The organism is Nocardia ninae NBRC 108245, assembly GCF_007990755.1.
Lineage (GTDB): Bacteria > Actinomycetota > Actinomycetes > Mycobacteriales > Mycobacteriaceae > Nocardia > Nocardia ninae.
In genome coordinates this window covers 57546-78864 of the sequence record NZ_BJXA01000029.1, presented here as the reverse complement: position 1 = coordinate 78864, position 21319 = coordinate 57546, and the positions used below count along the sequence as shown (strand labels likewise).

The following is a 21319-nucleotide window of genomic DNA, read 5'->3' as shown; positions in this document are numbered from 1 at the left end:
CCCGGTGACGCAACAGCTTTCGGCACAGGACCTGCGGGTGCACCGGGTCGCCCAGGACGACCCACTGGCGGCGCCGCTGCTCGCCGAACTCGCCGTCGAGTACAGCAGCCGCTACGGCCGCAGCCCCGGTGAGATGCACGCGTCGCTGCGCGACTATCCGGCCACCGAGTTCGCGCCGCCGCACGGCGCGCTGCTGGTCGTCACCCGCGACAGCGAGCCGGTGGCCGGCGGGGCCTTCCAGCGCTACGACGCGGAAACCGCTGAGCTCAAACGGATCTGGACGGCCCGCGAACACCGCAGGCAGGGACTCGGGCTGTTCGTGCTCGCACAGCTCGAGGCCGAGATCGAGCGGCGCGGCTACCGGCGCATCTACCTGACCACCGGTCCGCGGCAACCCGAAGCCGTCGGCCTCTACCTCGCCGCCGGCTACACCGCGCTCTACGACCCGGCCGTGCCCGCCGAGGAGCTCGGCAAGCACCCGTTCGAGAAGCGACTGCCCGCGGTCACCGACGCACTGGGAGCATCCGCATGAAGTTTCTCCTGTTCACCCTGGTCACCCGGGTGCCCGATCCGACGACCGGTAGGCTGCCCGGCACCAGGGAGCGGCTGCGCGACGTTGTCGCACAGGCCAGGTTGGCCGAGGATCTCGGCTATGACGGCTTCGCCGTCGGCGAGCGGCACGAGGATCCGTTCCTGTCCTCGGCTCCCCCGGTGATCCTCAGTCACATCGCCGCCGTCACCTCCCGCATCACGCTGTTCACCGCCGTCACCACGCTCAGCCTGCTGGATCCGGTGCGCGCCTTCGAGGACTACTCGACGCTGGACAATCTGTCCGGCGGCCGCCTGGAGCTGATCATCGGCAAGGGCAACGGGGCCGCACAGGCCGAGCTGTTCCACGTCACCACCGACGATCAGTGGGACCGCAATCACGAAGGCTACGACCTGTTTCGGGCGCTCTGGCACAGCGAGAACGTCACCTGGTCCGGCCGGTTCCGGCCTGCGCTGACGAACGCCAAGGCGCTGCCGCGGCCGTGGCAGCCCGAGATCCGGATCTGGCACGGCAGCGCGACCAGCCGCGATTCCGTGGAACTGGCCGCACGCCAAGGTGATCCGCTGTTCTCGGCGAATGTGACCAACCCGATCGAGCCGTACGCCGAACTGGTCCGCCACTATCGGGAGCGCTGGGAGTTCTACGGGCACAACCCGGCCGATGCGCTGGTCGGCGCGGGTACGGCGGGATTCCATGTCGCCCGCACGTCCCAGCAGGCGCTCGACACCTATCGGCCGATCTTCGAGGCGCGTCTCGCGTTGGCGCGCACCCTCGGCCTGCCGATCGTGTTCGAGACGCTCGACGACTTCGTCACTCGCAGTTCGGCTCTGGTCGGCAGCCCGGAGCAGGTGATCGACAAGGTCGGCAGGCAGCACGAGCACTTCGGGCACGAGGTGATCCACCTGTCCGCCGAGCGGGACGGTCGCCCCGAGATCGACTACCTGGACAGCCTCGCGCTGTTCCAAACCGAGGTGGCGCCGGAGTTGCGCCGCCGAATCCCGAGCCGCCCGTTGGCCGCCGGCGCCGAACTCGTCCCTACCGAAACTTCTGGAGTCACATCGTGATCCGTTCCCGTCACCGAATTGCCGCGCTGGCAGGCGCATTGGCCACGGCTACCACGATGGCTGCCTGCGGCACTGATTCGGCCGCGCCGGGCGGCGACGCGGGACCGCCGAAGCCGGGCGGCACCCTGCGCTATGGCCTGTCGCAGGCCCCCACCTGCTCGGATCCCGCACAGTCGGGCACCAACCAAACCCTGTACGTGACTCGCCAGATCGTCGACTCGCTGACCGATCAGGATCCGAAGACCGGTGAGCTGAAGCCGTGGCTGGCGCAGCGCTGGGAGGTCACGCCCGATGCGAAGGTGTTCACCTTCTATCTCACCGACGGCGTCACCTTCAGCGATGGCACGCCGCTCACAGCGGAGTCGGTGGGTAAGACCTTCGACTCGATCATCAAACTCGGGTCCGCCAAATCGCCGTTGGCGTCCAGCTACCTCACCAACTACGTCGCCACCACCGCCGTGGACCGGCTGACCGCGCGAGTGGAGTTCAGCAAGCCGAACGCGCAGTTCCTGCAGGCGTCCTCGACCACCCAGCTCGGCATTCTGGCCGAGGCCACCACCGCCAAGCCGGCCGAGCAGCGCTGCCTCGGCGACAATATCGCCAGCGGGCCGTTCACCTACGCGGGCTACCGCCAGGACGCCTCGGTCACGCTGGCCAAGCGCGCCGGGTATCAGTGGGGTTCGGCGGTGTTCGCGCACCGCGGCGAGGCTTACCTGGACAAGATCGAATTCACCGTGGTGCCCGAATCCGGCGTGCGCACCGGCAGTCTCGCCTCGGCGCAGCTCGACGCGATCAGCGATGCGCTGCCGCAGGACGCAGCACAGATCGAGGCGGCGGGCGGACGGGTGCTCAGCACCGCGAATCCCGGTGTGCCGTTCGGCTTCCAGACCAATGTGACCCGCGGCCCGCTGCGCGATCCGGCGGTGCGTCGGGCGCTGCTACCCGCGATCGACCGTAAGCAGTTGGTGGAGACCGTGCTCGGGCCGCAGTTCAAGCCGGCGACCAGTCCGCTGGCCAGCAGCACGCCCGGCTACCAGGACCTTTCGGACCGGCTGGCCTACGACCCCGGCAAGGCCCGCCACATTCTCGACCAGGCGGGCTGGGTGCCCGGTGGTGACGGCATCCGGGTGAAAAACGGTGAGCGGCTGTCGTTCTCGGTGTTGTTCAGTCAGGTGTTCGCGGGCAACCAGGCGATCATCGAACTGGTACAGCAACAGCTGCGGCAGGTCGGGGTCGAGCTCGAGCTGGACCTGGTGTCGGGCGCCGAGTCGACGGCACGGCAGAACGCCAAGGACTTCGACAGTAGCTACGGCAACACCACCCGCGCGGACGGGGACATCCTGCGCACCTCGTTCGGTTTGGACGGCCGCAATCTCAATGTGCGAGGGCCTATTCCGGCGCTCGACGACGCACTGAACGGCCAGTTGAGCACAGTCGACACCACCGTCCGTAACGGCCTCATCCACACGGCCCAGCAACAGGTGCTCGACGCCGGGCTGTTGATCCCGACGGTGGAGCTGTCCCAGGCGATCGACGCGGGCAGCACCGCCCAGGATCTGAAGTTCGAGGCCTCGGCGCGACTACAGTTCTTCGACGCCTGGCTGAGCGGGCGGTAGCGATGGCGCGCTATCTGGCTCTGCGGGTCCTGCAGGCGGTCTGGGTGCTGTGGGCGGCGTTCACCATCTCCTTCGTGGTGCTCTACCTGCTGCCCGCCGACCCGATCTCCATCGCGGCCGACGGCGGCGGCGCGGGGACGCCGGTGGACAAGGCCGCCATCGCCGAGTTGCAGGCGCGCTACGGGCTGGATCGGCCGCTGTGGGAACAGTATTGGACCGCGCTCGGGCACGCGGTGCGTGGCGATCTCGGGCATTCGATCGGCACCGGTCAGCCGGTGACCGGCGCGATCGGTGACGCGCTGCCCGCAACGCTCGGATTGGCCGGGCTGGCACTGCTTTTCGCGACCGTCGGTGGCGTGACGCTGGCGTTCGCCGCGACCTACACGCGGCGGCCGTGGCTGCGCACCGTGCTCCAAGCCCTGCCTTCGCTCGGGGTTTCGGTGCCGACCTTCTGGACCGGTTTGCTTCTGCTGCAATTGTTCTCGTTCCAATGGCGCCTCGCTCCGGCCTTCGGTGGGCACGGCTTCGCGGGCACCGTCCTGCCCGCCCTGACCCTGGCCCTGCCGATCGGCGCGGTGATCGCCCAGGTGCTGGCCGCGGGTCTCGAATCGACCTGGCGGCAGCCGTTCGTCGACGTCGCGTTGGCGAAGGGCGGTTCGCGCTGGTGGGTGCAGCGCAAGCATGTGCTGCGCCCCGCCAGCGTGCCCACCTTCACCATCGCCGGGGTGCTGATCGGCAACATGCTCGCCGGATCGGTCGTGGTGGAGACGGTCTTCGCCAGGCAGGGCGTCGGCCGCCTCACCCAGACCGCGGTACTGGCCCAGGACATTCCGGTGGTGCAGGGCATCGTGCTGCTCACCTCGGCCGTGTTCGTCACGGTGAATCTCGCGGTGGACCTGATCTATCCGTTGCTCGATCCGCGCATCGCCGCGCGTGCTCGGCGCGCGGTGGCGCCCGAGAAGACAAACGACAAGGTCGGCGGCACTGCCGAAGGGGTGGCAATTCATGGTTGACGTCATCGATGAGCGGCGAGGTGCCGCCCTCCCGCGGCTGCGCAAGCCTGTGCTGCGCTGGAAGTGGTTGCGCGGCAACGTGGCCCTGATCCTGTCCGGTCTCGTAGCGGCACTCGCCGTCGGCTGGGCGCTGTTCCCTTCGCTGTTCGCCGGTGGCGATCCACTGACCGGCGTGCCCGCGCACAAGTTTCGCGGGCCGAGCGCGGAGCACTGGTTCGGGACCGACAATCTCGGGCGCGACCTGTACACGCGCATGGTGCACGGCGCGGGGCTCTCGCTCACCGCGACGCTCGCGGCGGTGGGTATCGCGCTGATCGCCGGGTCCGTCCTCGGACTGCTGTCGGGTGCGGCGGGCGGCATCGTCGACACCGTTGTCATGCGCGTCGTGGATGTATTGCTGTCGATTCCGGCGCTGCTGTTGTCGCTGGCGCTGGTCACCGCCCTGGGCTTCGGCACTCGCAATGTGGCGATCGCGGTGGGGGTTTCGCTGGTCGCCAACTTCGCCAGGGTGATGCGGTCGGAGGTGCTGCGGGTGCGGCACGCGGTGTATGTCGAGGCCGCGCACGCGTCGGGGGTCCGCTGGTACACGGTGTTACTGCGGCACGTGCTGCCCAACTCGTATCAGCCGGTGCTCGCGCTCGCCGCCGTCGAGTTCGGGATGGCCGTGCTGTCGGTGTCGGCCCTGAGTTTCCTCGGTTACGGCGCGAAACCGCCTACGCCCGAATGGGGTTCGCTCATCTCCGAGGGCCGCAACTACCTCGCCACCGCGTGGTGGATGACCACTCTGCCCGGCCTGGTCATCATCGCGGTGGTCGTGGCCGCCCAGCGTCTCGGGCGCGCCGTTGGAAGGAACGAACAGCTATGACCAGCACTACTTCGCCGCAGGCGGCACCAACCGAAGAACAGCTGCCCTCGACTGCCGCGGGACAGTACCCCGGTCCACTGTTGCGGATCGACAATCTGCGCGTCCGCTACCGGTCCGACTCCGGTGATGTGACCGCGTTGGCCGGAGTCTCGCTCAGTGTGTCCCGTGGCGAAGTGGTGGCCCTGGTCGGCGAATCCGGTTCGGGTAAGTCCACTCTCGCGCAGTCGGTGATCGGCTTGCTCGGGGCCGATGCCGAGATCACCGGTGGGACCATCGCGTTCGACGGCAAGGTCGTCGACACCGGATCCGAGCGGGCACTGCAACGGCTGCGCGGCGCGCGCATCGGGTTCGTGCCACAGGATCCCGGGTTGTCGCTGAATCCGGTACGGCGCGTGGGCGAACAGGTGGCCGAGGCGCTGCTGGTGCACCGGCTGGCCGACCGGCATTCGGCGCGTGAGCGTGCGGTCCAACTGCTCGCCGACGCGGGCCTGGACCGTCCGGAACTGCGGGAAGTGCAGTACCCGCACGAACTCTCGGGCGGGCAACGGCAGCGGGTGCTCATCGCGTCCGCGCTGGCCTGCCGGCCGGAGCTGGTGATCGCGGACGAGCCGACCAGCGCGCTGGACGCCACGGTGGCGCGGCGGGTGCTCGATCAGCTCGCCGCGCAGATCGCGGCCAACGGCACCGCGGTGCTGCTGATCACCCACGATCTCGCGGTGGCCGCCGAGCGCGCCGATCGGATCGTGGTGCTCAGCGGCGGCGAGATCGTGGAGAGCGGGCCCACCGCGACGGTGCTTGCGGCTCCGCGCCATCCCTACACGAAGCGGCTGCTCGCCGCCTCGCCGAGCCTGGCGCCCGCGGTCGCCTATCGGACACCCAAGCCGCGCGAGGGTGCGCCGTTGCTGGCGTTGCGCGAGGTGCGCAAGCGCTTTCGCGCACAGGCGGGTGGTTCGGTGACTGCGGTGGCCGGGGTCGGCTTCGAGCTCGGTCGTGGCGAAACTCTCTCGCTGGTAGGCGAATCCGGCTCGGGCAAGTCGACCACCGCCCGAATCGCGCTGCGGCTCACCGAACCCGACAGCGGCCGGGTCACCTTCGACGGGCAGGAACTGACCCGGTTGCGCGGCACCCGGTTGCGGGCCCTGCGCCAACGATTCCAGGTGGTGTACCAGAACCCGTACTCCTCGCTCGATCCGCGCTGGCGGGTCGGCACCATCATCGAAGAACCGTTGCGCGCGTACGGAGTTGGTGACCGCGCGGCCAGGCAGGCCCGGGTCGCCGAACTGCTCAGGCAGGTGGCACTGCCGGAGCACTTCGCACAGCGCCGGCCCGCGGAACTGTCCGGCGGACAGCGTCAGCGCGTCGCCATCGCCCGCGCGCTCGCCCTGCACCCGGACCTGCTGGTGCTGGACGAACCGGTCTCCGCGCTCGACGCCTCCGTCCAAGCGCAGATCCTCGAGCTGCTCGACCGGCTACAGGCCGAGCTGGCGCTGAGCTATCTGTTCATCTCGCACGACCTCGCGGTGGTCCGCCGGATCAGTGACCATGTCGCGGTCATGCGGCACGGCCGCATCGTCGAATCCGGTCCGACCGCAGCGATTTTCGACAACCCGCAGCACGAGTACACCCGTGAGCTGTTGTCCGCCATACCCACGCCCGCCGCCGCGAAAGGACCATCCTGATGTCGGAATCGAACTACCGCCACAGCCGGATACTCGTCCGCACCGACCGGCCCGCGTGCTGCCGGAGCAGGCCGGAACGCCCGGGATCGCTGCCCGCCCGGGCGAAGCGCTGGTGGCGCACACATGTGCCGGAGCGCACCGCGGCCACCGACCTGTGGCAGCACGCATTCTTCTTCGCCCCCGACGCGGCGGGTGTGCATCCCGCGGCCCGGCAGTGCTTGAACTGGAAGGAAACCTACTGATGGCCGATTCCGACTTCTTCCTCGCGGTCGAGCTGGCGGGGACGGGAATTCACCCGGCGTCGTGGCGGCGGGACGACTCACGGGCCGAGGATTTGTTCACCGGCGCGTACTGGGTCGACGCCGTCACCGCGGCCGAAAAGGCCGGAGTGGACGCGGTATTCGTGCCCGACTCGTTCGGCTTGCAGCCGGGCGGGCCCGCCGCGACGCGAGGCAGGCTCGACGCGGTGGCGATCGCCGCCCGGGTCGCGGCGGCCACGCGTCACATCGGCCTGCTTCCGCAGGGCGCCGTGACGCATACCGAGCCGTTCCATCTGGCCAAGGCCATCCAGAGTCTCGATTTCGCCTCGTTCGGGCGCGCCGGGTGGGAGGTGACCGTATCCGAAGGTGTGGAGCAGGCACGCGCATTCGGCCGTAAGGACGCGCAGGACGCGGCGTCGCTGTGGCACGAGGCCGACGAGGCGATCGAGGTGGTCACCCGGTTGTGGGACAGCTGGGAGGACGACGCGGAGATCCGCGATGTGCCCACCGGGCGCTTCATCGACCGGGACAAGCTGCACTACATCGACTTCGCCGGGGACAACTTCTCGGTGAAGGGGCCGTCGATCACGCCGCGCTCGCCGCAGGGTCAGTCGATCGTGGCGGTGCGGGCGCAGGACGACGCGAGCACGGGCGTCGCGGTACAGCGGGCCGACCTGATCCGCATCGCCGCAGACGATCTCGAGGCTGCTCGAGTATTGCGGACCGCACTGCGGACGGCGGTGCGTGCCGCGGACCGCGACCCCGATGCCGTGCGAGTGCTGCTGGATATCGAACTCCACCTGGCTGATTCATTGGATTCCGCACATGCGGAGGTCATCCAGCTCGATCGGTGGGCCGACCCCGGCACCTCGACCAGCCTGCGCCACATCGGCACTCCAGCGACACTGCGCGAATTGCTGGGCGCCATCGACGCTTCCGCCGCCGCCGACGGCGTCGTTCTCTGCCCGCTCGCCGTGCCCGCGACAGTCGACCGGCTCCGCGCGTCGACCCGGAAACCACTGTCCGCCAGCACATTGCGCGAGCGCCTCGGTCTCCCCCGGCCGGCCAGCCGGTATGCCGACAGCACCACGATCCAGGAAGGTACGCCGTCGTGACCGGCAAACCCCGCAAGCAGATCCACCTCGCCGCCCACTTCCCCGGCGTCAACAACACCACCGTCTGGGCCGACCCGGCCTCGGCAAGTCAGGTGGAGTTCGAGTCGTTCGTGCACCTGGCGCAGACCGCCGAACGCGGCCTGTTCGACTTCTTCTTCCTGGCCGAGGGTCTCCGGCTGCGCGAACACCGCGGGCGCATCCACGATCTCGACGTGGTGGGCAGGCCGGACACCTTCACGGTGCTCAACGCGCTGGCCGGGGTGACCGACAAGCTGGGCCTCGCCGGCACCATCAACAGCACCTACAACGAGCCGTTCGAGCTGGCCAAGCAGTTCGCCTCGCTGGACCATCTGTCCGGCGGCCGCGCCGCCTGGAACGTCGTCACCTCCTCCGACGCGTTCACCGGCGAAAATTTCCGCCGCGGTGGCTATCTCGAACACGGCCAGCGCTACCAGCGCGCCGCCGAGGTGGTCGAGGTGACCCGCAAGCTGTGGGACAGCTGGGCCGCCGACACCCTGGTGATCGATCGGGCCGCGGGAGTGTTCGCCCGCGAGGTCCCCGAAACCCGGCACCGCGGCGCGCAATTCGACATCGCCGGACGGTTCGTGCTGCCGCCGAGCCCGCAGGGGCACCCGGTGTTGTTGCAGGCGGGCGACTCCGACGACGGCCGGGAGTTCGGTGCGGCCGCCGCCGACGCGATCTTCACCGGGCACGGCACGCTCGAAGCGGGACAACGCTTCTACGCCGACGTCAAAGGCCGGCTGGCGAAATACGGCCGGACACCGGACGAACTGAAGATCCTGCCCGCGGCCACCTTCGTGCTCGGCGACAGCGCGCAGGACGCCGAGGAGCGGGCCCGCCATATCCGCCTCCAGCAGGTCGGCCCGCAGACCGCCATCGCCTTCCTCGAACAGGTTTGGGGCCGTGAGCTTTCCGGCTACGACCCGGATGGACCGCTGCCCGACGTCGAGCCCACCGACAACGTCGACATCACCCGCGGCCGGGTGCGCCACGCCAAGGACCCTCGCGCGGTCGCCGAAACCTGGCGGGCGAGGGCCGAGGCCGAGAACCTCAGCATCCGTGAGCTGATCATCGAGGTCACCGCGCGCCAGCAGTTCGTCGGCACGCCCGCCGCGGTCGCCGAACAGATCGACACCTACGTCCAGGCCGACGCCAGCGACGGATTCATCCTCGTGCCGCACCTCACGCCGGGCGGGCTCGACGAATTCGTCGACAAGGTCGTCCCGGAACTGCAGGAGCGCGGCAGTTTCCGCACCGAATACACCGGCACGACCCTGCGCGAGCATCTCGGGCTGCGCCATCCGCACCGCCACCGCACCGTCCACGAAGGAGCACGAGCGTCATGACGACCAGCATCAGCACCGATTTCGCCACCGAGTGGGCAGACTGGCAGCACACCAGGGTGGCGCAGCTGCGCGACCCGCTGGGCTTCCTCAGCCTGACCGGATTGCATTGGCTCACCGACCAACCCGAGCGGCTGCCGGACGTGCCGGGCACCTGGTGGGTCACCGACAACAAGGTGTTCATCACCGCGCAGCCCGCCGACCGCCTGGAGGTCGACGGTGTCGGCATCGCGGGCGTGCGGATCATCAAGCCCGAAGAGGGCGCGCCGGGCCTCACTGTGCGGCACGAGCGCCGGGTGCTCGAGGTGATCCGCCGGAGCGGTCTGTACGCCGTCCGGGTGCACGACCCGGCGGCACCGACCTTGGCGAGTTTCGACGGAATCCCCAGTTACGCACCGGATCCGCGCTGGGTGGTGACCGGGCGGTTCACACCGTTCGACGAGCAGCGCACGGTGACCACCGGTGCCGTGGTCGACGGCCTGGAACACCACCATGCCGCCGCGGGCACCATCGAGTTCACCATCGGCGAGGCCACCGAGCGGGTCGTCGCGTTCGGTGACCCGACCGACCTACGGCTGCTGTTCACCGACGCGACCAGCGGCATCACCACCTATCCCGCGGCCCGCTCGCTCGCGATCGGCGCACCGGAGGCGGATGGCACGGTGCGCCTCGATTTCAACCGGGCGGCCAATTTGCCCTGCGCCTTCACCGATTTCGCGACCTGCCCGGTCGCGCCCGCCGAGAACCGGCTGCGCGTCGCGATCGAGGCGGGCGAGCAGGATCCACGGTTGGGGCGGAATTCATGAGTGTCCCGCTATCGATCCTCGACCTGTCCCCGATCAGCGCCGGATCGACCGCGCAGCAGGCGCTGCGCAACACCGTCGACCTCGCGCAGCACGCGGAACAGTGGGGCTACCACCGGTATTGGCTGGCCGAACACCACTTCGTGTCGGTGGCCAGTTCCGCTTCGATCACCCTGATCGGACTCGTCGCCGCGGCCACCTCACGAATTCGGGTGGGGTCGGCGGCCGTTCAGGTCGGTCACCACACCTCGGCATCGATCGTGGAAGCGTTCGGCACCATCGACGCGCTGTACCCCGGCCGCCTCGACCTCGGGCTCGGGCGGTCCGGGCACCGGCGCAGCCAGTACGGCGCGGAACCGGCGCACCCGAAGGGCGGACATCCCAAGGTGGACACCGCAACCGGACGGACCCAGATCCGGGACGGCGTGGTGGTTCCGCCGCCCTTCGATCCCGGCCGGATCGCCGACCGGACCAAATTCCTCGCCTCGGCCGCCGCGTTGCAGCAGGAAGGTGCGCAGGCACTGGACTTCGCCGAGCAGGTCGACGAGGTGCGGGCACTGCTCGGCGGCCACTTCGTCAGCAAGAACGGCGTTGCGCTGCATGCCGTTCCGGGTGAGGGTGCGCAGGTCGAGCTGTGGTTGTTCGGCAGCTCGGGCGGCGAGAGCGCGGAGCTCGCCGGACAGCTCGGACTGCCGTTCGCGGCGGCGTACCACGTGTCGCCGGGCACCGCCCTGGACGGTGTCGACGCCTACCGCGCGGCCTTCCGGCCGTCCGCGCTGCTGGCCGAGCCGTACGTGGTGGTCTCGGCGGATGTCGTCGTCGCCGCGGACGACGCCACCGCGCGGCACCACGCCGCCACCTACGGCCACTGGGTGCACAGCATCCGCAGCGGCGCGGGCGCGGCCGACTACCTCGACCCCGCCATCGCCACCCCACTCACCCCGGAGCAGCACCGCTTGGTCGCCGACCGACTCGCCACCCAATTCGTCGGTGCGCCCAGCACTGTGGCGGAACGGCTGGATGCACTCCAGCGTGTCACCGGGGCCGACGAACTCCTCGTCACCAGCATCACCCACCGCCACGAAGACCGATTGGAGTCGCACCGCCTACTAGCCGACGCCTGGGGAATCCGCGCGGCCCGCGCCGCCTGATCCCCGTCCCGCACCTATTCGCCTCCTGTACACGAGGCGAATAGGTACGGGACAAATTGGCAGCGCCGAAAACCGATTTCGCTATGCCGCGGGCGGAGGCCTTCGGCGGATTGCCCAGGTCGAGGTGGAGCTCTTCGTCATTTCTCCACATTTCCCACGATCGACCAGAAACATACAGGCGTGCATGTATTCTTCTGGCGGATCAGGAGAGGGAGATATCAATGAGGATTGCTCCAGCCCGCCGATGGACCCGGGTTTTCGTCGGCCTGCTTGCGCTGCTTGCGGTTTCGCAGGTACTGGTGGCGCCCGTCGCCCCCGCCGCGCCCGAGGGTGCTGCGGCGTGGGCGGCGGTGCACGATGGTCCGCAGCGGTACCCCGGGATGCACATCGACTGGGATGTGCCGATCACCATGAGCGACGGCACGGTGCTGAAGGGGAATGTGTATCGCCCGGCGGATGCGAACGGTCCGATCGCGACGCCGCTGCCGACGATCGTCAATCTGACGCCCTACACCAAGTTGTTGTCGATGGTCGCGCAGACGGCGCTGTCCGTGCCGATGCTCTCCGACGCCGTGGTCGGGTTCCTGCGGGACTTCGAGTTGCCGGGGACACCGCTGGAGGCGCTGACGGATGCGACGCGGGTGGCCGGCGGGGGGTTCGGGCGGGCGTTCGCGGTGGACCCCAACCTGATTCGCAGCGGCTACACCCAGGTCGTCGTGGATGTGCGCGGAACCGGCTTCTCCCAAGGGATCTGGGAGCCGTGGGGGCCGAAGGACCAGCAGGACACCCCCGAGGTGATCGCGTGGGCCGCGGCGCAGCCCTGGTCGGATGGCAACATCGGGATGACCGGCGCCTCGTACTCCGGGATCAATCAGGTGCAGGCCGCCGAAAAGCAGCCGCCCGCACTGAAAGCCATCGTCCCGGTCGTGCCGGGCAACGATCTGGTGCGCGACATGATCGCCCCCGGCGGCGCGGCCATCGGCATCCTGCTGCCCTACCTGCTCGCGGTGAACGTGGCCAAGTTCCTGCCCGACCTGATGTCGCTGATGCAGGGCAACTTCGACATGCAATGGCTGACCGACCGGCTGGCCAGCCCGATGTCGTTCATGGACGTCGGCATCCAGACGATGAGCACCGATTCGTTCGACGCGGTCCAGCCACAGCTTCAGCGAGTCCTGGACCCGGACAGCCCGATCCGCCAGGCATGGCTCGGACATCCCGAGCGCATCACCGTGCCGACCATGGTGATCGGCGGCTGGCACGACAACTTCGCCAACGGGGAACCCCGGATCTACCAAGACATTCCACTGCCGCCGGGGCAGAAGCAGCTGATCATGGGCAACAGCTACCACGTGAACACCGGCTTCGATATGCGCGGCCGCCACGGCGAACCGCCGCGGATCGACGTGTTGCAGCGCGCTTGGTTCGACAAATGGCTCAAGGGAATCGACAACGGCATCGAAGGGTACGGTCCGGTGACGCTGTGGCAGCAGGGTGGGGGCTGGACCAGCGCCGAGCAGTTCCCACGCGCCGAGGCCGACCACCGGCGGCTGTATCTGTCCGCGGCACCGAGCGGCACCTCGGCCATCAGCGCGCACGACGGAACCCTCACGGCGGCACCGACTTCCGAAACCACGCGCCTCACCGTCGCGCCCGGCCTGGCCAGTCTGTGCTCGACCGACGCGGTGCAGGGCACCGCGGGCATCCTCGTCTTCTCCGGCTGCGGCAAAGACGCCAGGGTGCAGGAGATCAGCGGGCTCACCTTCACCAGCCCGCCGGTGGCCGAGCCGACCACGATCTCCGGACCGATCGCGGTGCACCTCAATACCGTGCACGACGCCACCGACGGCTACTGGACCGCGACGCTGAACGATGTTGCCCCCGACGGCCGTTCGGTCACGCTGACGACCGGGCAGCTGCTGTCCTCGATGCGCGCCGTCGACGACGGCAAGAGCCGCCGCTCCCCCGACGGGGCCTACACCGACCCGTTCCCGGTAATGTCGCTGGCCGCCCGGCAGCCCATGGTCCCCGGCCAACCCACCCAACTCGACCTCGGCCTCGCCCCCACCGACGCGATCCTGCAACCGGGACACCGGCTTCGGATCGACCTCTTCGCGGGCAACTACCCGAAGGGCCTGCCCATCCGTCCGATGCTGGACGCGACCGAGCTCAAACCTCAACACCTGCAACTGGATCCGTTAGCACCCAGCTATGTCAACGTCCCTCTAGGCGGTAACCCGGGCTGGTAACCGCACACCTTCCGATTTCCCGCATACCGAATCGCATGCGATTGCCGGTGCGGGAAATCAGAAGGTGGTCAGGCGCTGATGGGCGCGGCGGTGACGCCGTAGCCGAGGTTGGTGAGCACCTCGGTGGTCGCCTTGGCGAAGTTCAGGGTGATGAAGTGCAGGCAGGGCGCGCCTTCATCGATGAGCCGCTGCGCCATCTCGGTGGCGATCTCGATGCCGACCTCGCGCACCGCGGCCTGGTTGTCGTCGGGTGCGTCACCCGCGGCCTTGTTCAGCCGGTCCAGGACCGCGGCGGGCAGCGCACGACCGCAGAGCTCCTCGGCCCGCGCCACCGTGCGCAGCGAGGTGATCGGCATCAGCTCGGGGATGATCGGCTTGGCGCCCTCGATCGGGTCGAACTTCGCGATCCGGTCGCGCAGTCGCAGGTAGTGCTCGACGTCGAAGAACATCTGGGTGATCGAATACTCCGCGCCCGCACGCAGTTTCGCGGCCAGGAAGGCGGTATCGGAGTCCAGGTCCGGCGAGCGATGGTGGCCCTGCGGGAACGAGGCGACACCGACGTGGAAGTCGCCGAGATCGCGCACGATGCGCACCAGCTCCTCGGCGTAGGCGACACCCTCGGGGTGCTGTTGCCATTCGCCGAGCGGGTCGCCGGGCGGGTCGCCGCGCAGCACCAGGATGTTGCGGATGCCCGAATCGGCGTAGGAGCCGACCAGCGAACGCAGCTCGCCGAGGCTGTGCTCGACGGCGGTCAGGTGCGCCACCGGCAGCAGCGTGGTCTCCTGGGCCAGCTCGCCGGTGACCCGCACGGTGCGGTCGCGGGTGGACCCGCCCGCGCCGTAGGTCATCGAGACGAACGCGGGATGCATCCGCTCGAACTGGCGTACCGCACGCCACAGCCGAGCCTCCGCGGCGGCATCGCGGGGCGGATTGAACTCGACCGAGAACGGCACCGCCGCACCGGAGTGGGCCCGCAGACTCTGTACAACCGACGGTGTTCCAGAGACGTTCGGGTGCGTCCGGGGCGGACGGCCTGGGGTCGAGCGTCCCCGCGCATTGTCGAAAGTCACTGATTCAGTGTAGTGGTGACCGCCGGTGGCCCTCACGGGTCGTACCGACGAGTACGCGTATTCTTCGGACCAGACCGCACCGGGACGCGACAGGCAGTGCCGGGCACCACGCGTCCACGACCGCACGACCTTGGAGGCTCCCCTGTCCGCCGGATCCGGTACCCAGACGCCTCACCGCACCTCCGCGGCGGAGCTCGTCGCACCCCAGCCGGGTACGCCGGCCTTCGTCGCCGCCGTGGAAGACGCCCTGACCAGGTTCTTCGCCACCCGGCGCGGCCTGGTCCAGCAGCTGGGCCCGGTCTTCGTGGAGGCCGCGGACGCGCTGGAGCTGTTCGTGCTGCGCGGCGGCAAGCGCACCAGGCCCGCGTTCGCCTGGACCGGCTGGCTCGGCGCGGGCGGCGACGCAGGCGGACCGGACGCGGACGCGGTGCTGACCGCGTGCTCGGCGCTGGAACTCGTGCAGGCCTGCGCGCTGATCCACGACGACATCATCGACTCCTCGCGGACCCGCCGCCGCTTCCCGACGGTGCACGTCGACTTCGAGCAGCGCCACCGCGACCGCGCCTGGGCGGGCGACTCCGCGCACTTCGGCGCCAGCGTCGCGATCCTGGTCGGTGACCTGGCGCTGGCCTGGGCCGACGACATGGTGCACGCCTCCGGGCTGGACCCGGCGGCGATCGCCCGGTTCGCGCCGGTGTGGGCGGGCATGCGCACCGAGGTGCTCGGTGGCCAGCTCCTCGATATCCACGGTGAGGCGGGCGCCGACGAATCGGTCGAGGCCGCGCTGCGGATCAACCGGTACAAGACCGCCGCCTACACCGTCGAACGCCCGCTGCACCTCGGCGCGGCCATCGCCGACGCGGACCAGGGGCTGGTCGAGGCCTACCGCACCTTCGGCACCGACATCGGCATCGCCTTCCAGCTGCGCGACGACCTGCTCGGGGTGTTCGGCGATCCCGCCGTCACCGGCAAGCCGTCCGGCGACGACCTGCGCGAGGGCAAGCGCACCGTGCTACTCGCCGAGGCGCTGGCCAGGGCGGACGAGGCCGACCCGGCCGCGGCGAAGCTGCTGCGCACCAGCATCGGCACCGATCTGGCACCGGAGGAGGTCGCGCGGCTGCGCGCCGTCATCACCGATCTCGGTGCCGTGGACGAGGTGGAGCGCCGGATCACCGAGCTCACCGACGCCGGACTGGCCGCCATCGAATCCAGCACGGCGACACCGGCCGCGAAGGAGCGGTTGCGCGCCATGGCTTTGGCGGCGACCAAACGCACAGCCTGAAAGTGGTTGCGCGACCGGCCGGCTGGGTAACCCGGCTCGGTGCCGGCGTCGACCCGATGCGTGCGTGAAGAGGAGAACTGTATGAAAGACGGTGGCGCTCAGGGTTATCCCGAGACGGGAAAGCCCGAGACCGCACAGAGCACTCGCGCGCCGCGACGACGCGAGGCCGATCTTCCACTGCTCGTCCGGGGTATGCCGATCGTCACACCCGATCGTGACCGGCAGCGCACCACCCATTCGGTGAAAACCGTTGCCGGGCCCACGGATCGCGTTGTCGTGGTCGGTGCCGGGCTGGCCGGGCTCTCCGCCGCGCTGTATCTCACCGGCGCGGGCCGCAAGGTCACGCTGCTGGAGCGAGCCGACCATCCGGGCGGACGGGTCGGGCGCTACCAGGGTCCGGACTACGAGATCGATTCCGGCGCAACCGTGTTGACGCTGCCGGAGCTGATCACCGACGCGCTGGCCGCGGTCGGGCGGACGCCGCAGACCTGCAAGCCCGCGCTGCGCATCCATCAGCTGGCGCCGAGCTATCACGCCAAGTTCGCCGACGGCGCGACGCTGCGGGTGTTCGCCGACCCCGACGCGATGGCCGAGGAGGTCGCCCTGGTGTGCGGCCCGGCGGAGGCGCGGCGCTATCGGCGACTACGCGACTGGCTGGCGCGGATCTACGCGGCGGAGTTCGCCGAGTTCATGGACACCAACTTCGATTCACCACTGGACATGTTGCGGGTGCCCGAAAAGCGCAGGGCGCTGGCGGCTTTGGTGCGCCTCGGCGGGTTCGGCAGGCTGGGACCGAAGGTGCACCGGATCCTGAACGACCCGCGTCTGGCGCGCCTGTTCACCTTCCAGGCCCTCTACGCCGGACTGCCGCCCGCGCAGGCGCTCGCGGTGTACGGCGCGATCCCGCACATGGACACCTCGCTCGGTGTCTACTACCCCGAAGGCGGGATGCGGGCCATCGCGGCGGCAATGGCCGAGGCGTTCACCGCCGCGGGCGGCACGCTGGAACTGGGCACCGAGGTGACCACGGTGGACTACGCCGGCCGGCGGGCCGAGCGGGTGCGCACCGCGGACGGCCGCGCCTTCGACTGCGATGCCCTGGTGCTGACCGTCGACCTCGGCTCCGTCGACCGCTACGGCGTGCGCCGCCGTCGCGGGCTGCGCGCGGCACCCTCCGCGGTCGTCGCGCACGGCACGGTGCCCGCCGAGATCGCGCGCACCTGGCCGGTCCAGGCCCACCACACCATCGAGTTCGGTGCGGCGTGGGACCAGACCTTCGCCGAGATCGCGGGGCGACGGGGCCGGTTGATGAGCGACCCGTCGTTGTTGCTGACCCGTCCGGCGCTCACCGACCCCGGCCTCTACATCAGCCGGGCCGACGGACAACACGAACCGTTCTCGTTGCTGGCGCCCTGCCCGAACCTGGATGCCGCGCCCTTGGACTGGGCCCGAATCGGCCCGGCGTACCTGCGTGAGCTGCTCGACGAACTGGAAAGGCGGGGTTACGACGGTATTGCCACACAATTCACCGTCGACCATCTCGACACCCCGCAGACCTGGCGTGACCAGGGCATGCTGGCCGGTACTCCGTTCTCCGCGGCGCACCTGTTCCGGCAGACCGGGCCATTTCGCTCGCGCAATTTTCCGCGCACCAGCGACAACGTAGTTATCGCTGGTTGCGGCACCACGCCGGGCGTCGGGGTGCCAACCGCGGTGCTGTCCGGAAAACTGGCGGCAAACCGTATTACCGGCGATACGCATCCTGCTCGAGATGAAACCGCGCGTACCAGCGAGATAGTGTTCCCGGCGACGCCGTAAACTAGGCGCCGACCTATTCACTCGCGGTTGCGACCGCTGACCATTCGGGGGGACCGACACCAGATGGCATCCCCCGAAACGCGCGCCGCAGAGGCCACATTGACACAAATCACCGGCCGAGCACCCAACACCGCAGCGAAGCGCGAATCGGCCACCGCCGAGCCACCAGGTGTGCGGTCGTGGATGCGCACAGTCGCCGTCTTCCTGCGCAGCCCCGAGGGGCACGCCGCGATGCTCGGCTTCTACGGCGCGATCATGATCACCTTCGGTGGCTTCGGCGCGGGTAGCACGCGCAAGCGCGACCCGATTCTCGAGGCGCTGCACCTGTCCTGGCTACGGTTCGGCCACGGGTACGCCCTGTCCACCATCGTGATCTGGATCGGCGTGCTGCTGATGATCACCGCATGGGTGCGACTCGGCCGCACCACGATCGGCAAGGGCGACCGGCTCGATGCGGGCGTGACGCTCAACGAGTTACGCGCGATCGTCGGTATCTGGATCACCCCGCTGCTGTTCGCGGTGCCGATGTTCAGCCAGGACGTCTACTCGTATCTCGCGCAGGGCGCGCTGCTGCGTGACGGTTACGACCCCTACGTCGACGCACCGGTGAAGAACCCCGGCGTGCTGCTCGACAACGTCAGCCCGGTGTGGAAGCTCACCACCGCGCCGTACGGCCCGATCTTCCTGCTGCTCGGCCGCGGCATTACCACTATCACCGGTGACAACGTGGTCGCGGGCACCATCGCGATGCGGCTGGTGATGCTGCCCGGCCTCGCGCTGATGATGTGGGCGGTGCCCTATCTGACCAAACACCTCGGCGGCAAGCCCACCGTCGCCCTGTGGCTCGCCGTGCTCAACCCCCTCGTGCTCATCCACCTGTTCGGCGGCGTGCACAACGAGATGCTGATGGTCGGGCTGATGTGCGCGGGCATCGCGCTGGTGCTGGAACGCCACCATGTGGCGGGCATCGTGGTGGTCGCCATCGGGGTGGCGATCAAGGCCACGGCAGGCATCGCGTTGCCGTTCCTGGTGTGGATCTGGATGCTGCACGAACGCGAGAAGCGGGCCGCGCAGCGCGCCGGGCGCGACCCGGAGAACCTGCCGGAGAGCGAGAAACCACACGACGCGGCGAAACCCACCGAGGACATGCCGCACCCCGCGCTGATGTTCGCCAAGATCGCCGGGCTCGGGCTGACCGTGTTCGCCCTCGTCTTCGCGGCCGCCTCGGCCATCGCGGGCGTCGGCATCGGCTGGCTCACCGCGCTATCCGGATCGAAGAAGATCATCAACTGGCTGTCGCTGCCGACGATCATGATGCACGCGGTCGGCTGGGTGACCTCGTTCGACTCGGGGAAGGTCCTCGCGGTGACCAGGGGGATCTGTGCGATCGCCCTGGTGGCCGTGCTCGTGTGGGCCTGGTGGCGCTTCCGGCACAGCGAGCGTGAGGCCGTATTCGGCATCCTGATCGCGTTCGTCGGGATCGTCATCCTCTCCCCCGCCGCGCTGCCCTGGTACTACTCGTGGCCGCTGGCGCTCGCCGCCGGATTCGCGCTCTCCACCACGACATTGATGGTGCTGGTCGGCTTGTGTACCTGGCTGATGCTGGTGTTCCAACCGGACGGCTCGATCGGGTTGTACAGCTTCATGCACGTCGCGCTGGCGACCTTCGCCGCCGTGGTGGCCGCGATGTCGCTGCGCAAGGTCGACCCGCTGCGGTTGCGGGCCACACCGCCGAGCATCGACCCGGCCACGCACGCACGGTCATGATTCGCGGCGGGCCGCATGCCGCGGGCCGGCCGTACGCCGCAAGCCGGCACACCACCGAGCTCGCGCACGCGTATCGGGAATGCAAGCGGATCGCGGCGGAGCACGGGCGGACCTACTTTCTGGCGACGCGGTTACTGTCGGCGGAACGTCGGCCGGCGGTGCATGCGCTGTATGCGTTTGCCCGGATGGTGGACGACATCGTCGATCATGCGGAAACCGATGTCGCACAGCATTATCCGGGGGATACGCGGGAGCGCGAACTACCCGAGCACGGTCCGGCCGGTGAGCTCGATCTGATCGAGAAGCAGCTGCGGATCGCATTGGAACTCGGTGTGCCCGATCAGGGAGCTGCTGGGCCGCAAGAGGTTTGGCAGAGTTCGGCACCGACCGCTCGGGATCGAACCCCGCGCTCCATGATCCTGCTCGCCGTCGCCGACACCATCCACCGTTACGACATAGGCGCACAGCACTTCTGGACGTTCCTGGACTCCATGCGGATGGACGTCCCCGGCACCGCGCACTTCCGCGACCGCTACGCCACCATGATCGAGCTGCGCCGATACATGACCGGCTCAGCCGCCGCCATCGGCCTCCAAGTGCTACCCATCCTCGGCACCGTGTGCCCGATCGCCGAAGCCGAACCGCCCGCCGCCGCCCTCGGCGAAGCGTTCCAGCTCACCAACTTCCTGCGCGACGTCGCCGAAGACCTCGACCGCGGCCGGGTCTACCTCCCCACCGACGAGCTCGCCGCCTTCGGCGTAGACCACAACCTGCTCATGCACTGCCGCCACACCCGGCGCACCGATCCCCGAGTCCGCCGAGCCTTGGCCCACCTCATCGCGATCAACCGCGACATCTACCGCAACGCCGAACCCGGCATAGACCTACTCGAACCACGAGTCCGCCCGGCAATCCGCACCGCCGCCGTCCTCTACGCAAACATCCTCGACCGCATCGAAGCCGCCGACTACGCCATCTTCAGCCACCGCGCCGTAGTTCCCCGCCACCACCGCCTCCGCGTGGCCGCACGGCACTTCGCCGCTGCCACCCGGAGGGGCGCGTGAAGATCAGAGTCATATGGTCGCTGGTCTAGATCGTTCAGCGACCATATGACTCTGTGCTATGTGCGCGGCTTACTCAGAACGGGTCAGCAGCGGCGCGACGGATGACCTCACGCGCCAGCGGCCCGTGCAACGCGTCGACCGGCGTACCGGGAAGACTGTCGTCCTCGGTGAAGATCCATTCCAGAATCTCCTCGTCGGTGTATTTGGCGTCCTTCATCACGGTGATCAGGCCGGGCAGGAACCTGACCACCCCGTCGTCGTCGAAGAATCGTTCGGGGACGCTCACGACGCCGTCACGGCGGACGGCGAGTAGTTGGTGGTCGCGCAGCATCTGATGGACGCGGGTCACCACGAGCCCGAGTCTGTCGGCCACCTCGGGCAGCGGCAGCAGTGCCACGGACTCCGGAAGGACATCATCACTGCAGGGAAATGCACTCACGCGGATAACGGTAGACGGTCGCTCGCAGCAAGTCGTGAGACACCCGGGTGCGTTTGGTCGATACCATCGTGAGGGCCGCACGGGGCGGTCGATCGCTTGTGGGACGAACCGCGAGGGGTGAGAACTTTGTGAAAGCCGGAGGACATCAAT

General features: G+C 69.0%; 18 protein-coding genes. 16 read left to right on the top strand and 2 right to left on the bottom strand.

Annotated features, from left to right (window positions below; all coding sequences use genetic code 11):
• The first annotated feature begins 4 nt into the window (after nucleotides 1-4).
• The 12 genes from NN4_RS21690 to NN4_RS21635 all read left to right on the top strand — a co-directional run bounded on the left by NN4_RS21690 (nucleotide 5) and on the right by NN4_RS21635 (nucleotide 13729).
• A complete protein-coding gene (locus NN4_RS21690; RefSeq protein ID WP_135235867.1) occupies nucleotides 5-532 on the top strand; it encodes a GNAT family N-acetyltransferase in 528 nt (175 codons plus the stop codon).
• Nucleotides 529-1614 (top strand): LLM class flavin-dependent oxidoreductase, encoded by a 1086-nt coding sequence (locus NN4_RS21685; protein WP_147134336.1) that lies wholly within the window; start codon nucleotides 529-531, stop codon nucleotides 1612-1614. The genes NN4_RS21690 and NN4_RS21685 overlap by 4 nt, the downstream gene beginning before the upstream one ends.
• A gap of 56 nt (nucleotides 1615-1670) precedes the next feature.
• The gene (locus NN4_RS21680) at nucleotides 1671-3230 is read left to right on the top strand and encodes an ABC transporter substrate-binding protein (RefSeq protein WP_246181001.1); all 1560 of its coding nucleotides are present in this window, start codon (nucleotides 1671-1673) and stop codon (nucleotides 3228-3230) included.
• 2 nt (nucleotides 3231-3232) lie between these two features.
• On the top strand, nucleotides 3233-4243 hold the full coding sequence (locus tag NN4_RS21675; protein ID WP_147134330.1) for an ABC transporter permease: 1011 nt from the start codon (nucleotides 3233-3235) through the stop codon (nucleotides 4241-4243).
• Nucleotides 4236-5108 (top strand): ABC transporter permease, encoded by an 873-nt coding sequence (locus tag NN4_RS21670; protein ID WP_147134327.1) that lies wholly within the window; start codon nucleotides 4236-4238, stop codon nucleotides 5106-5108. Before NN4_RS21675 ends, NN4_RS21670 begins: the two co-directional genes overlap by 8 nt.
• Nucleotides 5105-6787, top strand: coding sequence for a dipeptide ABC transporter ATP-binding protein (locus NN4_RS21665; protein ID WP_147134324.1), 1683 nt, complete (start codon nucleotides 5105-5107; stop codon nucleotides 6785-6787). The genes NN4_RS21670 and NN4_RS21665 overlap by 4 nt, the downstream gene beginning before the upstream one ends.
• The gene (locus NN4_RS21660; RefSeq protein ID WP_147134321.1) at nucleotides 6787-7029 is read left to right on the top strand and encodes a hypothetical protein; all 243 of its coding nucleotides are present in this window, start codon (nucleotides 6787-6789) and stop codon (nucleotides 7027-7029) included. Before NN4_RS21665 ends, NN4_RS21660 begins: the two co-directional genes overlap by 1 nt.
• A complete protein-coding gene (locus NN4_RS21655; RefSeq protein WP_147134318.1) occupies nucleotides 7029-8162 on the top strand; it encodes an LLM class flavin-dependent oxidoreductase in 1134 nt (377 codons plus the stop codon). Before NN4_RS21660 ends, NN4_RS21655 begins: the two co-directional genes overlap by 1 nt.
• Nucleotides 8159-9529: an NtaA/DmoA family FMN-dependent monooxygenase gene (locus NN4_RS21650; protein WP_147134315.1), complete on the top strand. Its 1371-nt coding sequence runs from the start codon at nucleotides 8159-8161 to the stop codon at nucleotides 9527-9529. The genes NN4_RS21655 and NN4_RS21650 overlap by 4 nt, the downstream gene beginning before the upstream one ends.
• A complete protein-coding gene (locus NN4_RS21645; RefSeq protein ID WP_147134312.1) occupies nucleotides 9526-10332 on the top strand; it encodes a DUF1684 domain-containing protein in 807 nt (268 codons plus the stop codon). The genes NN4_RS21650 and NN4_RS21645 overlap by 4 nt, the downstream gene beginning before the upstream one ends.
• Nucleotides 10329-11480, top strand: coding sequence for an LLM class flavin-dependent oxidoreductase (locus NN4_RS21640; RefSeq protein ID WP_147134309.1), 1152 nt, complete (start codon nucleotides 10329-10331; stop codon nucleotides 11478-11480). The genes NN4_RS21645 and NN4_RS21640 overlap by 4 nt, the downstream gene beginning before the upstream one ends.
• Before the next feature lie 221 nt (nucleotides 11481-11701).
• Nucleotides 11702-13729, top strand: coding sequence for a CocE/NonD family hydrolase (locus tag NN4_RS21635; protein WP_147134306.1), 2028 nt, complete (start codon nucleotides 11702-11704; stop codon nucleotides 13727-13729).
• A 68-nt stretch (nucleotides 13730-13797) separates the two neighbouring features.
• Here NN4_RS21635 and NN4_RS21630 read toward each other — a convergent pair whose 3' ends face one another.
• Nucleotides 13798-14799 (bottom strand): methylenetetrahydrofolate reductase, encoded by a 1002-nt coding sequence (locus tag NN4_RS21630; protein WP_147134303.1) that lies wholly within the window; start codon nucleotides 14797-14799, stop codon nucleotides 13798-13800.
• A gap of 130 nt (nucleotides 14800-14929) precedes the next feature.
• On the opposite strand from NN4_RS21630, the gene NN4_RS21625 reads away from it, so the two are divergent.
• From NN4_RS21625 to NN4_RS21610, 4 genes are all read left to right on the top strand, one after another.
• The gene (locus NN4_RS21625) at nucleotides 14930-16081 is read left to right on the top strand and encodes a polyprenyl synthetase family protein (protein WP_147134389.1); all 1152 of its coding nucleotides are present in this window, start codon (nucleotides 14930-14932) and stop codon (nucleotides 16079-16081) included.
• A gap of 192 nt (nucleotides 16082-16273) precedes the next feature.
• A complete protein-coding gene (gene crtI, locus NN4_RS21620; protein WP_147134386.1) occupies nucleotides 16274-17899 on the top strand; it encodes a phytoene desaturase family protein in 1626 nt (541 codons plus the stop codon).
• Between the two features lie 183 nt (nucleotides 17900-18082).
• Nucleotides 18083-19666 carry an alpha-(1->6)-mannopyranosyltransferase A gene (locus NN4_RS21615; protein ID WP_246180995.1) on the top strand — a complete coding sequence of 528 codons (1584 nt, stop codon included), beginning with the start codon at nucleotides 18083-18085 and terminating at the stop codon, nucleotides 19664-19666.
• Nucleotides 19663-20730: a phytoene/squalene synthase family protein gene (locus NN4_RS21610; protein WP_147134297.1), complete on the top strand. Its 1068-nt coding sequence runs from the start codon at nucleotides 19663-19665 to the stop codon at nucleotides 20728-20730. Before NN4_RS21615 ends, NN4_RS21610 begins: the two co-directional genes overlap by 4 nt.
• A 73-nt stretch (nucleotides 20731-20803) precedes the next feature.
• On the opposite strand, the gene NN4_RS21605 is transcribed toward NN4_RS21610, so the two are convergent.
• A complete protein-coding gene (locus tag NN4_RS21605; protein WP_186818551.1) occupies nucleotides 20804-21169 on the bottom strand; it encodes an Rv2175c family DNA-binding protein in 366 nt (121 codons plus the stop codon).
• Between the last annotated feature and the right edge of the window lie 150 nt (nucleotides 21170-21319).

Bases quoted from the DNA above. Each gene is read 5' to 3' on its own strand.
- NN4_RS21615 (WP_246180995.1), top strand. From the start codon at position 18,083: ATGCGCACAGTCGCCGTCTTCCTGCGCAGCCCCGAGGGGCACGCCGCG.
- NN4_RS21645 (WP_147134312.1), top strand. From the start codon at position 9,526: ATGACGACCAGCATCAGCACCGATTTCGCCACCGAGTGGGCAGACTGG.
- NN4_RS21655 (WP_147134318.1), top strand. From the start codon at position 7,029: ATGGCCGATTCCGACTTCTTCCTCGCGGTCGAGCTGGCGGGGACGGGA.
- NN4_RS21665 (WP_147134324.1), top strand. From the start codon at position 5,105: ATGACCAGCACTACTTCGCCGCAGGCGGCACCAACCGAAGAACAGCTG.
- NN4_RS21610 (WP_147134297.1), top strand. From the start codon at position 19,663: ATGATTCGCGGCGGGCCGCATGCCGCGGGCCGGCCGTACGCCGCAAGC.
- NN4_RS21685 (WP_147134336.1), top strand. From the start codon at position 529: ATGAAGTTTCTCCTGTTCACCCTGGTCACCCGGGTGCCCGATCCGACG.
- NN4_RS21660 (WP_147134321.1), top strand. From the start codon at position 6,787: ATGTCGGAATCGAACTACCGCCACAGCCGGATACTCGTCCGCACCGAC.
- NN4_RS21675 (WP_147134330.1), top strand. From the start codon at position 3,233: ATGGCGCGCTATCTGGCTCTGCGGGTCCTGCAGGCGGTCTGGGTGCTG.
- crtI (WP_147134386.1), top strand. From the start codon at position 16,274: ATGCCGATCGTCACACCCGATCGTGACCGGCAGCGCACCACCCATTCG.
- NN4_RS21670 (WP_147134327.1), top strand. From the start codon at position 4,236: ATGGTTGACGTCATCGATGAGCGGCGAGGTGCCGCCCTCCCGCGGCTG.
- NN4_RS21635 (WP_147134306.1), top strand. From the start codon at position 11,702: ATGAGGATTGCTCCAGCCCGCCGATGGACCCGGGTTTTCGTCGGCCTG.
- NN4_RS21680 (WP_246181001.1), top strand. From the start codon at position 1,671: ATGGCTGCCTGCGGCACTGATTCGGCCGCGCCGGGCGGCGACGCGGGA.
- NN4_RS21640 (WP_147134309.1), top strand. From the start codon at position 10,329: ATGAGTGTCCCGCTATCGATCCTCGACCTGTCCCCGATCAGCGCCGGA.